Here is a 15,135-nt window from a genome sequence, read left to right as displayed (position 1 = left end):
TAATGGTCAATATGATGCGGCGCACCAAGTCCTTCCTTGCAGGCTTTCTCACACTGACGGTCGCAGCTTCGGGCTTAACGCCTCCCGGCTTCGCGCCACTCGTCGGCGCAGGGACTGCGCATGCAGGTTCGGAAGGCGTCATCCAGATCTCGCGGACGGGTCCCGGCGCCCACCGCCGGCTGAAACTCGGGCTCAACAAGGCGGTCGTCGTCGACCTGCCCGAAGAAGCGCATGATATTCTCGTCTCCGATCCGTCGATGGCCGATGCCGTAACGCGCACCTCGCGCCGCATCTATCTCTTCGGCAAGAAGGTCGGTCAAACGAACATCTTCATTTTCGGAAGTGATGGCCAGGAGGTCGTGAGCCTCGACATCGAAATCGAGCGCGATGTCTCCGGCCTCGAGACGAACCTGAGGCGTTTCATCGTCGACTCCAACATCAAGGTCGAGATCGTGTCCGACAACATCGTGCTGACCGGCACCGTCCGCACGCCGCAGGATGCCAAGCAGGCTGCCGACCTTGCCCAGGCATTTCTCACAGGTGGCGAAGCGACGACGCGAACCGAGACGGCAGCTAGCACCGCACAACAGGGCGATGTCGCGATCTTCGCCGAGGCGCGCCAGCAATCGCAGGTCGTCAATCTGCTGCAGATCGAGGGCGAGGACCAGGTCACGCTCAAGGTGACGATCGCCGAAGTCCGTCGCGAGATCCTGAAGCAGATCGGCTTCGACAATCTTGTATCCAATTCCTCTGGTATGACTGTGGCGCAGCTGGGCTCGCCTGCTGCGGATGGCGCCGCTGCGACGCTCGGTGGTGGACTTGCAGCCCTCTTCAAGACCTCGATCGGCCGCTACGACATCTCAACCTATCTGAATGCGCTGGAGCAGGCCAAAGTCGTCAGAACGCTCGCCGAGCCTACGCTGACGGCGATTTCCGGACAGGCTGCCGTCTTCAATTCGGGCGGTCAGGTTCTCTATTCTACGACCGACAACGACGGCAACGTGACCGTTGTCCCCTACAACTACGGCATCAATCTTTCCTTCAAGCCGGTTGTCCTCTCCTCAGGGCGCATCAGTCTTGAAATCGTGACCAACGTGTCCGAGCCTGCCCCATCCGTCTCGGGTTCGCAGCCGACCTATCAGCGGCGTTCGGCCGAGACATCCGTCGAACTGCCGTCCGGGGGGTCGATTGCGCTTGCCGGCCTCATCAGGGACAACGTTTCGCAGACGTCGAACGGCACGCCGGGTGTGAACAAGATCCCCCTGCTGGGGACATTGTTCCGCCAAAGGACGGTGCAGCGCGAAGAAACCGAGCTTGTCATTATCGCAACCCCCTATCTGGTACGCCCCGTCGCCCGCAACGAGCTTAACCGGCCGGATGACAATTTCAGCCCGGAACATGATGGCCAGGCGTTCCTCATGAACCGTGTCAACAAGGTTTATGGCCGGCGCGAAGCCCCGGTGGCAGACGCGCAATTCCACGGTTCCATTGGGTTTATCTACAAATGAGCGGCGCAGGATCGAAAACGATGAAACGACATGGTGACCGGGCGATGGCTCAAGGCGCGAAATCCACGATGCGATGGACCATGCTTGGCGCGGCACTTGCGGCCGCGATGCTTTCCGGCTGCGCGGCTCCACGCGACAATCTGACGACCGGCGGCATCCCCGACGACTACCGCCAACGCCATCCGATCGTGGTGGCCGAGGCCGAGCAGACTGTCGACCTCCCGGTTGCCACGACGGATCGGCGCTTGACGATTGCCCAGCGCGACATGATCCGCGGCTTTGCAGCCAATTATACATCCCGGGCGTCCGGCCCGGTCTATGTCATGGCCCCGCAAGGTTCGCCAAACTCGGCTGCCGCAAGCCAGTTGCGGAGCCAGGTGCGGGCCGAGCTCTCGAAGAGAGGGATACCGAGCTCCAAGATCGTCAATGCCAGTTATTCGGCAGCTCCTGGCGATGCAGCGCCGATCCGCCTCAGTTTCGTGGGCATGACGGCCATGACCACGCAGTGCGGACAATGGCCGAAGGATATCGGCGGCGGCTTCGACAACCAGAATTATTACAATTTCGGCTGCGCTACCCAGAACAATCTGGCCGCACAGATCGCCAATCCGGAAGATCTGATTGCGCCGCGCGGCATGACGCCGATCGATGCTGCGCGCCGCAATGACGCCATTACCGAATATCGCGAATACAGGACCATCCTCGAGCACAACAACTCAGACACATTCTAATGAGGAGCGGATCCAGACGATGAGCCCGATCGAATACGAGATCAAGAACACGACGGAGCTGCAGCATGCCGAAGACGCCGTTCGCATGGGCGAGCTGGAAAACATGCGGCCGCTGCCGCGGATTTCCGTGCATGCCTTCTGCGAAAGCGAGGCGCTTCAGCGAGTGATGGAGCGCTGCGGAAACGATCGGCGGATGGCCAAGGTCAGCCTGCGGATCACCAGCGGCGGCATTGCGGCTGCTGCGAACATGTTCGCCAGCGCTCCGACCCCAAATCTGATCATCCTCGAAACAAAGGCCAATGCGGCAAGCCTTCTCCTGGAGCTTGCGCCGCTTGCGGCCGTCTGCGATCCAAGCACCAAGGTCGTTATCGTCGGTTACTACAACGATATCGCGCTTTACCGGGAGCTGATCCGCAACGGCATTTCCGAATACATGGTTCAGCCGATCGCGATGCCGGACGTCATGATGGCCCTGGCGTCGATCTTCGTCGACCCAGATGCCGAGCCGCTTGGCCGCAGCATTGCCTTCATCGGATCCAAGGGAGGCACCGGTGCCTCGACGATCGCCCACAACTGCGCCTTCGGCATCTCCAATCTGTTCTCGACCGAGACGATCCTTGCCGATCTCGATCTGCCTTACGGCACGGCAAATATCGATTTCGACCAGGATCCGACGCAGGGGATCGCAGAGGCGGTCTTTGCTCCCGATCGGCTGGACGAGGTTTTTCTCGACCGACTGCTGACGAAATGTTCTGAACACCTGTCGCTGCTTGCAGCACCCTCGCTCCTCGACCGCGCCTATGATTTCGATGGCCAGGCATTTCAGCCGGTTCTTGAAGTGCTGCAGCGCAGCGCGCCGGTAACGGTACTGGATGTCCCGCACGCCTGGTCGGAATGGACGCGTTCGGTCCTGGCTGCAGTGGATGAGGTCGTTATCTGCGCCGTTCCCGATCTTGCGAACCTGCGCAATGCAAAGAACATGCTCGATGCCCTGCGCAAGCTGCGCCCGAACGACAAGATGCCGCATCTGATCCTCAACCAGGTGGGCATGCCGAAACGGCCGGAAATCGCCCCGTCCGATTTCTGCGAACCGCTCGAGATCGAGCCGATCGCGATCATTCCCTTCGACGTCGCTCTGTTCGGCAATGCCGCCAATAGCGGTCGCATGATCTCCGAGATGGACCCGAAATCGCCGACTGCCGAAACCTTCTCTCAGTTGGCACACATCGTCACCGGCCGTGTGGCGATCAAGAAGGCGAAGCGGGGCGGGCTGATGGGGCTGCTGAAGCGCGCCAAGTAAGAGACGAAAACGAGTAGATTGGATCTTTTGGTATGTTCGGAAAACGCGGAAATGAAGGCCTCGGAAAGGTCGGCGCAGTAAGCGCACCGCCACCGCCGCCGGCCGCGGCGACTCCCGCTTCCGCGCCCGCCGTGCTGGTCGAGCCGGCAAGGGATCCTGGCAGGCATCAGGTGACACCGCCGCCGATGCAGGCGCCGCAGCGCCGGCGGCCGGCCCGCACCGAAGAATATTATGACACCAAGGCGCAGGTCTTCTCGGCGCTGATCGATACGATCGACCTCTCCCAGCTTGCCAAGCTCGATGCCGAAAGCGCTCGCGAGGAAATTCGCGACATCGTCAACGACATCATCACCATCAAGAATTTCGCCATGTCGATATCCGAGCAGGAAGAGCTGCTCGAAGACATCTGCAACGATGTTCTCGGCTATGGTCCGCTGGAGCCGCTGCTCGCGCGCGACGATATCGCCGACATCATGGTCAACGGGGCCGGCAAGACATTCATCGAAGTCGGCGGCAAGACGGTCGAATCGGAAATTCGCTTCCGCGACAACGGCCAGCTTCTGTCGATCTGCCAGCGCATCGTCAGCCAGGTCGGCCGCCGCGTCGATGAATCGAGCCCGATCTGCGACGCCCGTCTTCCGGACGGCTCGCGTGTCAACGTCATCGCCCCGCCGCTCGCCATCGACGGTCCGGCGCTCACGATCCGTAAATTCAAGAAGGACAAGCTCACCCTCGATCAGCTCGTCCGCTTCGGCGCGATCACGCCCGAAGGCGCAACGCTCCTGCAGATCATTGGCCGGGTGCGCTGCAACGTGGTGATCTCCGGCGGTACGGGTTCGGGCAAGACGACGCTTCTGAACTGCCTGACGAACTATATCGACAGAGACGAGCGGGTCATCACCTGCGAAGATACGGCCGAACTGCAGCTGCAGCAGCCACATGTGGTTAGGCTGGAAACCCGTCCGCCCAACATCGAAGGCGAAGGCGAGATCACCATGCGTGACCTCGTCAAGAACTGCCTGCGCATGCGTCCCGAACGCATCATCGTCGGCGAAGTGCGCGGACCGGAGGTTTTCGATCTTCTGCAGGCGATGAATACCGGTCACGACGGCTCGATGGGAACGATCCACTCGAATTCGCCGCGCGAATGCCTGAGCCGTATCGAATCCATGATTGCCATGGGCGGCTACAGTCTCCCGGCAAAGACCGTTCGCGAGATCATCTCCGGCTCGATCGACGTCATCATCCAGGCAGCGCGTCTTCGCGACGGCTCGCGGCGCATCACAGCCATTACCGAGGTAATCGGCATGGAAGGCGACGTGATCATCACCCAGGACCTGATGCGCTACGAGATTGAAGGCGAGGACGCTGGCGGCCGGCTGATCGGCCGTCATATGTCGACCGGTATCGGCAAACCGCATTTCTGGGATCGCGCGCGCTACTATAACGAGGAAAAGCGCCTGGCCGCCGCCCTGGATGAGATGGAAGCAAAGTCGAAGGAAATATGATGTTCGGTCTCGATCCGATAGTGCTCGCCATCATCGTGCTGGTTGCGGTCGCTGCGGGCGCGGTTTGCTATGGCCTGCTTTTCAGCCGTTTGGAAACCGAGAAGAAGGCTGCCAATCGCGTCAGCCGCGTTGCTTCAACCGAGACCGACCGGGTGAAGGTCAAGGCGGCACGCGACCGTGTCCAGGAAATGTCGAAGCGCCGCAAGTCGGTCCAGGACAATCTCAAGGATCTCGAAAAGCGCCAGCAGGAAAACACAAAACGCAAACTGTCCCTGAAGTCGCGGCTGACCCAGGCGGGCTTTGCGATCACGCCCGCCAAATTCTACATGTTCAGCGCCGCCTTCGGCCTGTTCCTGATGCTGATTGCGCTGCTCGCGGGCGCGCCGATGCTTTTCGTACTTGCGCTTCCGATCGTTGCCGGCCTCGGTCTGCCGCGGTGGATCCTCGGCTTCCTGATAAAGCGCCGCCAGAACAAATTCCTCGACGAGTTTCCGAACGCGCTCGACGTCATCGTGCGTTCGATCAAGTCGGGCCTGCCGCTGAACGATGCGATCCGCCTCATCGCAAATGAAGGCCGCGATCCGGTCAAGAGCGAATTTCGCCGTGTCGTGGAATCCCAGCAGGTCGGCCTCAGTGTTCCCGACGCCTGCGGGCGCATGACCAACTACATGCCGCTGCAGGAAGTGAGCTTCTTTGCGATCGTGATCGCCATTCAGTCGCAGGCCGGTGGCAATCTTTCCGAAGCGATCGGCAACCTCTCGAAGGTACTGCGCGACCGCAAAAAGATGAAGGCCAAGGTGAAGGCGCTGTCGATGGAGGCCAAGGCTTCGGCTGTCATCATCGGCGCCTTGCCCTTTATCGTCGCCACGCTCGTCTACCTGACATCGCCGCAATACATGATGGTTCTGTTCACCGATCCGCGTGGTCACTTCATCATGGGGCTATCGGCGGTGTGGATGTCGATCGGCATCTTCGTCATGCGCAACATGGTCAATTTCGACATCTAGCCTGGGGGGACGCGTCATGTCAGCAGATCTTGCAGCGCGATTGACCGATCCGGCCATGCTCGTCGCGCTTCTCGTTGCGGTCGCTGTCTTTGCGACCTTCTACACGATCGCCATTCCCTTCTTCGAGCGCGGCGACCTGAACAAGCGCATGCGTGCCGTTTCGACCGAGCGTGACCAGATTCGCGCACGTGAGCGTGCCCGCATGACGGAGGCGGGAAACAAGGGGTCTCTCCGCAACCAAAACAATCGCTCTGTCCGCCAGATCGTCGAGCGCTTCAACCTGCGCAAGGCGCTCGTCGACGAAAACACGATGAACAAGCTGCGTGCAGCCGGCTACCGCTCGGAAAACGCCCTGAACACCTTCCTCGTCGCCCGCTTCCTTCTGCCCTTTGTCTTCCTCGCCCTCGCAGCCTTTTGGATTTTCGGTCTCGGCAACCTCGCAGCCAAGCCGCTTCCCATCCGCCTGCTTGCTATGATCGGTATGGGATATCTCGGCTTCTATGCGCCGAACATCTTCGTCTCGAACCGCATGTCGAAGCGTCAGCATTCGATCAAGCGTGCCTGGCCCGATGCCCTCGACCTGATGCTGATTTGCGTCGAGTCCGGCATTTCGATCGAAGCAGCGATGCGCCGCGTATCGGAAGAACTCGGCGAGCAATCGCCGCCGCTTGCCGAGGAGATGGTGCTGACGACGGCCGAGCTTTCCTTCCTGCCCGACCGCCGTCAGGCACTCGAAAATCTGGGCACGCGCACGCAGATCGATCTCGTGCGGTCCGTCACCCAGGCCCTCATCCAGGCCGACCGTTACGGCACGCCGATTTCGCAGGCGCTGCGCGTTCTTGCACAGGAAGGACGAGACGAGCGCATGAACGAGGCTGAAAAGAAGGCGGCTGCCTTGCCGCCGAAATTGACCGTTCCGATGATCCTGTTCTTCCTTCCCGTCCTCGTCGCCGTCATCCTCGGCCCGGCCGGCATCCAGATCGCCGACAGGTTCTGATGCGGCTTGCAGGCGAGACGGAAACCGGCTAGCCGTAGTTCTCCGTGGCAAATGAGATGGAAGACCAGGCAAGTGCCGACGGGCTCTCCGCTCGTCTGGGGCCTTTGGAAATCAGGAGGAGCCATGATGTCTTCTGCAGCCATCCTCACCAGTATCTTTGCAGCACTGATGGTCGGCGCGATGAGCCCCGGCCCGAGTTTTGTCGTCGTTTCCCGCATCGCCATTTCCCGCTCGCGCCTTGATGGCCTGGCGGCGGCGCTGGCGATGGGTGTCGGTGGCGTCATCTTCGGCATTCTTGCGCTTGCCGGCCTGACGGCTTTGCTGACGCAATTCGCGTGGCTCTACCTGGTGCTGAAATTTGCAGGCGGTGCCTATCTCGTCTACATCGCGTTTCGCATCTGGCAGGGCGCGAAGGCGCCTCTCGAGGTCCCGGGTGCGGTTGAGGGCAGGGCGTCGCTCGGACGCAGTTTCTCGATGGCGTTGCTGACGCAGCTCAGCAATCCGAAGACCATCATCGTCTATGCGAGCATATTTGCAGCTTTTCTGCCGAAAACGGTGCCCGCAGGTGTCATGATCGGTCTGCCGATCGGAATCTTCGCGATTGAGGCCGGATGGTACTCGATCGTGGCGCTGGCTTTCTCCGCCCGCCGTCCGCGCCAGGTCTATTTGGCCGCCAAGCACTGGATCGACCGCGCAGCCGGGGTTGTCATGGGCGGGCTGGGATTGCGCCTGATGTTCTCCGGCGCGATGCTTCGGTAGTCGGAGGTCAGTTGGTGTTGCTTGGCGGGGCGCTGTCCTTCGCCGCCAGTTTCTGCCATGAATTCTGCTGGGAAAGCATCGAACGCAAATAGGCGACGTTGGCGTCTGCCTGCTGCGGGGCGAGCTCGCGACGGGCAATCTCTTCGGCCTCCCGAAAACGACCCTGCAGGCCGACAGCAAGGGCGAGGTTCTGCCTGACACGGCTGTCGGCACCCGGCTGGCCCGCCGCCTGCTTGAGATAGGTTTCGGCGGTCCTGAGATCGCCTGTCAGCACGTAGGACATGCCGAGGTTTGAAAGCACGGAAGGCTCGTTCGGCATGATGTCCAGTGCATCGCGATAACGCGCCCGCGCATCGCTGGGCTTGCCCATCTGGTCGAGAATCGCGCCCTGGGCAGAAATGAGCTTCCAGTCGGGCCGGTCGGGGGTTTGCGCCCGGCCGATCGTGTCGAGCGCTTGCTGGAACTGTCCTGCAGCTGCCTGAGCCTTGCCATAGGCAGCAAGGACATTGCGATCCTTGGGATTGGAAATCGCAACCTGCTGCATGACAGCAAGGGCCTGCGCGTCGCGCCCGGCCATGCGCAGCAGGTTGGCGTAGTTGACGCCGTTTACCGGATCGCGGGGATCTTTCTCGTAGGCCTGTCCGACCCGTTCCGTCATTGCGTGAAGCTCGTTCGAATCCATGGTTTCGACGGGCTTTGTTAACTTCGGCACCGAACCCGTCGTCATCTTGTCCTTGGTCGCCGAGCAACCGGCGAGCGCGGCGACAACCAGCGCTGCTGCGACACAGGGGAGAATACGGTTCTTGAGTGGATGGATGGCCGGGAGAGGCATTGCGCTTTCCTGAATTCAGAAACTGGCGCCTGACCTCTAAGCGGAACAGGGAAAGGTTTGACGCAATCTTCACTCCAGCAATAGTCTGTTAACCCTAACGGACGGTTAAAAAAACGATTCCCGGACATCGTCGAAGGATAAATATGGCCCCCTATCAGTTCATCGAGAGACCCACGCCTTTCAACACCAAAGGCGGTTCCACATTGCCGATCTTCGCGGTTACTCCGGCCCATATCGAGACCGGCACGATCGATCCGATCGCGCTCGATTGGGCGAAGAAGGCAGGTTACAAGGCAGAAAGCGGTTCGCTGCTGCTGATCCCGACCGCCGCCGGTCATCTGGGCGGCGCGCTTTTCGGTCTCGGCGCCAATCCATCGGAGCAGCCCTATATCACCGGCAAGCTTGCCCGTTCACTGCCCGCCGGCGACTGGCATGTCGAAACCGCACCTTTGACGGCAAACCGCCTCTCGCTCGGTTTCGGTCTCGGCAGCTACCGTTTCGACCGCTATCGTTCCGACAAGCAGGCAGCCGCGACGCTGATGATCCCGCGTGATGCCGACGGCGCGGACATCAAGCGTCAGCTTGCTGGCGTCTTCCTTGCCCGTGATCTCATCAACACGCCGACCAATGACATGGGCCCCGAACAGCTCGAAGCGGCCTTCCGCGGCCTTGCCGAGCACTATAAGGCGGAAATGTCGGTCATCATCGGCGATGATCTGCTCAAGGAGAACTTCCCGCTGGTCCACACCGTCGGCCGCGCCAGCGCCGACGCGCCACGGCTTTTGGAACTGCGCTGGGGCAAGAAGGGCCATCGCAAGGTCACGCTGGTCGGCAAGGGCGTGTGCTTCGATACCGGCGGCCTCGACATCAAGCCGGCCTCCTCCATGCTCTTGATGAAGAAGGACATGGGCGGTGCGGCGAACGTGATGGGCCTTGCGCTGATGATCATGGACGCGAAGCTGAAGGTCGAGCTGCGCGTCATCATTCCCGTCGTTGAAAATGCGATCTCGGCAAATGCCTTCCGCCCGGGAGACATCTACAAGAGCCGCAAGGGCCTGACAGTCCAGATCGACAATACCGATGCGGAAGGCCGCCTGATCCTCGCCGATGCGCTGGCTTATGCCGACGAGGAATCACCGGATCTCCTGATCGACATGGCGACGCTGACGGGCGCTGCCCGCGTTGCGCTCGGCCCTGATCTTCCGCCCTTCTTCACGGATGACGAAAACCTTGCCCACGATCTGACCGAAGCAAGCCTGGAGACGGACGACCCGCTATGGCGGCTGCCGCTCTATATGGGCTATGACAAGGATATCCGCGCCAAGATCGCCGACATCACCAACGCCCCGGCGGGCGGCATGGGGGGTGCGATCACGGCAGCACTGTTCCTGAAGCGCTTTGTCAGCAACGCCAAGAGCTGGGCGCATTTCGACATCTACGGATGGGCGCCGACCGAGCGGGCTCATTCGCCAGGCGGCGGCGAGGCGCAGGCAATCCGCGCGCTTTACCACCATATCCGCCACGGCTGACTGGCAATCGTTAAAATTTTATTCACCTTGCGGGGCGGCAGGTTCTGGCGCCTCTTGCCTGCCGGCATCCTGTCCGGGAAAATAGAACGCTGGCGTAATGATTTTCCGGAGGAGCCTTGCCGATCGAACTGACTGCATCGCAGGCCCTGCGGCTTTGGCACGGCGTGACCCTCAACCAGGTTCACCATGACGAACGTGATTTGACGTTGCGCCAGATGGCGATCCTGCTGCATATCTATCTGGTGCCGCCGCCCCATACGGTGCGTGGGCTTGCCTCGACGCTGAACGTGACGAAACCGGTTATTACCCGGGCGCTGGATACGATGGGCGAAATGGGCCTTGTCGATCGGGCACGCGACGAAAGTGACCGCCGGAACGTGATCATCAAGCGCACCGTCGGCGGCGCGCTCTATCTCGAGAAGCTCGGCGACCTGGTGCGTGACCAGGGGCGCCGCCTGCCGATCTAAGTGGAATGGAGATGACGATGCTCGACCGCCGCCTGCATGCCTATCGGCCCGATCTTGCCGAAGCGGGTCTTGAAGGCAAGGTCGAGGCCTTGCGCTTCGTTTCCGGTAGCCCGGCGCGGATCGCCGTTCCCGTTGCACCGCTTCGCCCGCAACCGGACATTTCGGTCGGCATCGACACCGAACTGCTCCTCGGGGAGGATGTGACGGTCTTTGACCGCGCCGGGGGCTGGTGCTGGATAAAGGCCTCTTCGGACGGTTATGTCGGCTACATGCCGGAGGAGATGCTGTCAGGCGCCCAGGCGGAGCCGACACATATCGTCACCGTGCAGCGCACGTTCCTCTATCCGCAACCCGAATTGCGAACGCCCTATCGTTTCGTGCTTTCCATGGGCAGCCGCGTCAGGGTCGCGGGTGAGGAAGAGGTGCGCGGAAACCACTACGTGGTTCTGGAGGATGGCACCGCCATTTTTGCAAGGCATGTCCAGCCGGTCAGCGCCGGCAAGGATGACGACTACGTCGAGATCGCGTCGCGCTTCATGAATGCACCCTACCTGTGGGGCGGTCGTTCAGGCCTTGGCATCGATTGTTCTGCCCTCGTTCAATTGGCCATGCTGATGACCGGCCGAAGCGCGCCGCGCGACACGGACATGCAGGCAGCAGGTCTTGGCGAGAGGATCGATCGCTCAGGACTTCGCCGCGGCGACCTGGTCTTCTGGAAGGGACATGTCGCAATCATGGAGGACCCCGAAACGATCATTCACGCCAACGGCTACACGATGACAGTTGCCCGCGAGAATTTTGAGGCGGCCGTCAAACGGATCGGCGAGCTCTACCAACAGCCGACCGGCTACCGCCGTCCGGTCTGATCAAAATCGCCGCGGGTCGAGGAAATCGCGCAGTCCATCGCCCAGCATGTTGAAGCCGAGAACGGCGAGCGCGATTGCAAGGCCGGGCAGGATGGCAAGCCATGGCGCCAGCCCAAGATAGGTTTGGGAATCGGCGAGCATCCGACCCCAGGTCGGCGTCGGCGGCGCCACGCCGAGGCCAAGGAAACTCAATCCGGCCTCAGTGAGGATCGCCAGCCCAAGCTGGATTGAGCCATGGACGATGATCTGGTTCATGATGTTGGGAAGCACATGGCGCACCGAGATCGTCAAGCGGCTGTTGCCGATCGCGCGCGCCGCCAGCACATAGTCGCGGCTCCAGGCCTGAAGGGCAGCAGCAAGTGTCACCCGCGCGAAGACCGGGATCATGAAGGCGGCAATCGCCATGATCGCCGTGGCCCTGCCGGATCCGAGAAAAGCACCGAGAATCATCGCCGAGAGGATCGGCGGCAGCGAGAAGATGACGTCGCAGACGCGCATCAGCAGTGTTTCGAAAATGCCTCGGGTCGCTGCTGCCGAAATGCCGGCAAGCGAACCGATCGCGCCGCCGATGGCTACCGCGGTGATGGCGATCGACAGCGAATTCCAGCATCCGGCCATCAGCATCGAAAGAACGTCGCGGCCGAATTGGTCGGTGCCGAGCACGCCGTAAGCGAAAGGCGGCTGCAGTTTGTAGATGATGTGCATCTTTGCTGGCGGCACCGGCGTCCAGACGAGTGACAGAAGTGCAACCGAAACAAGCAGTCCGACGACCGATGATCCTGCGAGAAGCCTTGTGTGCCGGCTAATGATAAATGGGCGCCTTTTGATGGAAGTATCGGATGCGAACGCCATTGTCATACATTCCTTCGCAGTCGCGGGTCGATCGCCAGATAGGACATCTCGACGAGGAAATTCATGATGACGACGAGCGCGGCAAGAAACAGCACGACGTCCTGCATCGCGATGATGTCGCGTTGCGACAATGCCTGGTACGCAAGCCGTCCGAGACCTGGAAGGTTGAAGACGTTTTCGACCAGAACCGCGCCCGCTACCAGGAACGTGAACTGCAGTCCAAGGGTCGTCAGGATCGGCACCAGTGCATTCGGCACGGCGTGCCGCCATAAGACGGCGCGCCCGGACAATCCCTTCGCCAATGCCGTCCGCGTGAAATCCTCGTGCAGCGTTTCCAGTACCGCTGTGCGGGTGACGCGCGTCAGCACGCCCGCTTGCGGAAGCGCCAAGGCCGTGGCGGGCATAACCAGCGCCTGCAGTGCCGGCCAAAGCCCCCCATTCCAGCCGGGGAAGCCACCTGCAGGCAATAGTCCGAGCGTTGTCGAAAACACGATGATCAGCAGCAGTGCCACCCAGAAGGCGGGAACGGCAATGCTTAGCTGTGAAAAGAGCGTCGCCATGATATCGGCGATGCCGTTCGGCCGAGCCGCCGCAAAGGAACCGAGCGGCACGGCGATGACGACGGAAAGGAGGATCGCGAGCAGCGCCAGCGGCAGCGTCACCGCCAACCGTTCGAGGATCAGTCCTGCAACCGGCACGCCATAGGTATAAGACTGGCCGAGATCGCCGGAAAACACCCCGGCTAACCATTGGCCGTAGCGAAGGATCAGAGGCTGATCGAGGCCGAGTTCATGGCGAAGTGCTAGAAGCGTCTCGGGCGTCGCCGAGGTTCCGAGCATGATCGAAGCGGGATCGCCCGGCAGCAGGTCCATGACCGCAAAGACCAGGAAGGAGACGGCGGCAAGCGTCAGGATCAGTCCGGCAAAGCGGCGGCCAAGAAGAGCGATCATAGGCGCAGCTTGCTTGCAGCCGACACATTTCCTGTCCCCGCGCTTGTGCCGAAGGTCAGCAAAGAAAACCACCCACGGCGCGCAGGTGGCGCGAACGACCCTATCGAAAGGTTCATTTGCGCCCAAGGGGTTCGGCGTTCTGGATCCCTGTGACAGGCACAGGGATGAGAATAAGGAGAATTGCGCGTCACCTATTCATGCCTTCTGCATGTCCAGTCCAAACTCAGCCTCACTCCTTCCATGCCACATTCGTCAGAACGTTCGAAGGAATCGGCTCGTTTTCCCACAAGCCCTTGAGATTCTTGTCCCATACGCCGAGCTTGGGCATGGCGAACAGATATAGCGCCGGCACATCCTCGGCGAGGATTTTCTGCGCCTCCACGTTGATCTTGCTCTGCAAGGCGGGATCGGTCGTCTCCTGCACCTTCTTCATCAGATCGTTGAAGACGGGGTTCTTGTAGTTGAAGTAGTAGGGATCGCGGGAATAGATGTCGATATCCATCGGCTCGGCATGCGCCACGATGGTCATTTCGTAGGCGCGGTCCTTCATCACATCCTGGACCCATTTTGCCGGAAATTCCGTCGGTTCAATATTCATGGTCACGCCGATCTCGGCAAACATTGCCTGCATGACCTGGGCGCTGCGGGGCGCATAGGCCATCTGCGGCGATTTGATCGTAAAGGTGAAGCCATTCGGATAACCGGCTTGCGCAAGGAGCGCCTTGGCCTTTTCGGGATCGTAGGGCAACACGCCGGTCATGTCCTGATAACCCGGATCGTTCGGTGTATAATGGCTACCGATCGCCGTGCCGAGACCCGACCAGGCCCCGTCGATGACGGTCTGGCGGTCGATCGCCATCATCAGAGCCTGGCGCACCCGCTTGTCGTCGAATGGCTTCCTGGAATTGTTCATGCCCGCAACGACCTTGAGTTCGGTATTGCCGATCTTCGTCACGAGCCGTCGATCGCCTTCGAAGGAGCTCATCAGCTCGGGTGCGGCGAATTCCGGAATGGCGTCGACGTCGCCTGCCTTCAATGCGGCAGCCTGTGCTTGCGGGTCTGCTATGAAGCGAAAGGTCACCTTGTCGAGCTTCACGGATACCTGGCTGTTCCAGTAGGCTTCGTTTTTCGCGAGCTCGACCTTGTCGCCCTTCGCCCAGTTGACGAATTTGAACGGGCCGGTTCCGACCGGGTGTGTCTTGTCGCTCGCGGCAGATTTCGGACCAACCATGACCGATGCCGGCCAGCCAAGCCAGTAAAGCAGGCTTCCCGTCGGCTGCGAGAGGCGCAGGACCAGCGTTTCGGGATCCGGCGTATCGATGGAGGCAATCGAGGCGAAGAAGCGCTTCTGCGGATTGACCGAATCTTTGCCGCGGGCACGTTCCAACGCGAACTTGGCGGTCGCGGAATCGAAGGCTTCGCCGTCGTGGAACTTGACGCCGGTCTGAAGCTTGAACCTATAGGTCAGCCCGTCCGGCGAAATTTCCCAGCTCTTGGCGAGCTGCGGTCGGACCTTGCCGACCTCGTCGATCGACACCAGCCCTTCAAAGATATTCTGCCAGGTCACCTGACCGATCGCGACCGGTGCGGCGATTGTCGGATCGAGCCCGGTCGGCTCGACGCTCATGGCGAGATTGAGCGCCGCCTTGCCCGCTTGTGCCGGCATGACGGCGCAAGCCATCATCGCGACGGAAAGGGCGGCGCTGAGGAAAATGCCGTGGGCAAGGCGTGTGAACGGTGCCGGCAACAGGCTGGTGATCATGGTCCTGCGGATCCTAAAAAAACGATGTGAAGCGATATGCACATTATGTGTTCACAGTGTATCGAAA

General features: G+C 60.9%; 14 protein-coding genes. 10 read left to right on the top strand and 4 right to left on the bottom strand.

Translation table 11 applies throughout. The features are described from left to right. Window positions 1-2 precede the first annotated feature (2 nt). The 7 genes from EV130_RS12385 (at window position 3) to EV130_RS12355 (ending at window position 7,810) form a co-directional block, all read left to right on the top strand. On the top strand, window positions 3-1,508 hold the full coding sequence (locus EV130_RS12385) for a type II and III secretion system protein family protein (RefSeq protein ID WP_132660466.1): 1,506 nt from the start codon (window positions 3-5) through the stop codon (window positions 1,506-1,508). Then, a complete protein-coding gene (locus tag EV130_RS12380) occupies window positions 1,505-2,239 on the top strand; it encodes a CpaD family pilus assembly protein (RefSeq protein ID WP_132660464.1) in 735 nt (244 codons plus the stop codon). The genes EV130_RS12385 and EV130_RS12380 overlap by 4 nt, the downstream gene beginning before the upstream one ends. Before the next feature lie 19 nt (window positions 2,240-2,258). After that, window positions 2,259-3,539: a CpaE/TadZ family protein gene (locus tag EV130_RS12375; protein ID WP_132660462.1), complete on the top strand. Its 1,281-nt coding sequence runs from the start codon at window positions 2,259-2,261 to the stop codon at window positions 3,537-3,539. A 32-nt stretch (window positions 3,540-3,571) separates the two neighbouring features. Beyond that, window positions 3,572-5,047: a TadA family conjugal transfer-associated ATPase gene (locus EV130_RS12370; protein WP_132660460.1), complete on the top strand. Its 1,476-nt coding sequence runs from the start codon at window positions 3,572-3,574 to the stop codon at window positions 5,045-5,047. After that, complete coding sequence (locus EV130_RS12365) at window positions 5,047-6,054, top strand: type II secretion system F family protein (protein WP_132660458.1); 1,008 nt, start codon at window positions 5,047-5,049, stop codon at window positions 6,052-6,054. The genes EV130_RS12370 and EV130_RS12365 overlap by 1 nt, the downstream gene beginning before the upstream one ends. 16 nt (window positions 6,055-6,070) lie before the next feature. Next, window positions 6,071-7,051, top strand: a complete 981-nt coding sequence (locus EV130_RS12360; protein WP_132660456.1) for a type II secretion system F family protein — start codon at window positions 6,071-6,073, stop codon at window positions 7,049-7,051. 126 nt (window positions 7,052-7,177) lie between these two features. Further along, entirely contained in the window at window positions 7,178-7,810 is a 633-nt protein-coding gene (locus tag EV130_RS12355; protein WP_132660454.1) for a LysE family translocator, read from the top strand. Window positions 7,811-7,817: 7 nt separating this feature from the next. Here EV130_RS12355 and EV130_RS12350 read toward each other — a convergent pair whose 3' ends face one another. Further along, the gene (locus EV130_RS12350; RefSeq protein ID WP_132660452.1) at window positions 7,818-8,642 is read right to left on the bottom strand and encodes a tetratricopeptide repeat protein; all 825 of its coding nucleotides are present in this window, start codon (window positions 8,640-8,642) and stop codon (window positions 7,818-7,820) included. Window positions 8,643-8,785: 143 nt separating this feature from the next. Here EV130_RS12350 and EV130_RS12345 point away from each other — a divergent pair, with 143 nt between their 5' ends. The 3 genes from EV130_RS12345 to EV130_RS12335 all read left to right on the top strand — a co-directional run bounded on the left by EV130_RS12345 (window position 8,786) and on the right by EV130_RS12335 (window position 11,504). After that, the gene (locus tag EV130_RS12345; RefSeq protein ID WP_074059831.1) at window positions 8,786-10,171 is read left to right on the top strand and encodes a leucyl aminopeptidase family protein; all 1,386 of its coding nucleotides are present in this window, start codon (window positions 8,786-8,788) and stop codon (window positions 10,169-10,171) included. A 116-nt stretch (window positions 10,172-10,287) separates the two neighbouring features. Continuing rightward, on the top strand, window positions 10,288-10,638 hold the full coding sequence (locus EV130_RS12340) for a MarR family winged helix-turn-helix transcriptional regulator (RefSeq protein ID WP_132660450.1): 351 nt from the start codon (window positions 10,288-10,290) through the stop codon (window positions 10,636-10,638). A gap of 11 nt (window positions 10,639-10,649) precedes the next feature. Further along, complete coding sequence (locus EV130_RS12335; RefSeq protein ID WP_132551326.1) at window positions 10,650-11,504, top strand: C40 family peptidase; 855 nt, start codon at window positions 10,650-10,652, stop codon at window positions 11,502-11,504. Here EV130_RS12335 and EV130_RS12330 read toward each other — a convergent pair whose 3' ends face one another. The 3 genes from EV130_RS12330 to EV130_RS12320 all read right to left on the bottom strand — a co-directional run bounded on the left by EV130_RS12330 (window position 11,505) and on the right by EV130_RS12320 (window position 15,068). Next, on the bottom strand, window positions 11,505-12,362 hold the full coding sequence (locus EV130_RS12330) for an ABC transporter permease (RefSeq protein WP_425375517.1): 858 nt from the start codon (window positions 12,360-12,362) through the stop codon (window positions 11,505-11,507). Then, a complete protein-coding gene (locus tag EV130_RS12325) occupies window positions 12,359-13,306 on the bottom strand; it encodes an ABC transporter permease (RefSeq protein WP_132660448.1) in 948 nt (315 codons plus the stop codon). Before EV130_RS12325 ends, EV130_RS12330 begins: the two co-directional genes overlap by 4 nt. A 229-nt stretch (window positions 13,307-13,535) precedes the next feature. After that, window positions 13,536-15,068 carry an ABC transporter substrate-binding protein gene (locus tag EV130_RS12320; protein ID WP_132660446.1) on the bottom strand — a complete coding sequence of 511 codons (1,533 nt, stop codon included), beginning with the start codon at window positions 15,066-15,068 and terminating at the stop codon, window positions 13,536-13,538. Window positions 15,069-15,135: the final 67 nt, after the last annotated feature.

Source organism: Rhizobium azibense (genome assembly GCF_004342325.1).
GTDB classification, from domain to species: domain Bacteria; phylum Pseudomonadota; class Alphaproteobacteria; order Rhizobiales; family Rhizobiaceae; genus Rhizobium; species Rhizobium etli_B.
This window is presented reverse-complemented; position numbering and strand designations above follow the sequence as displayed.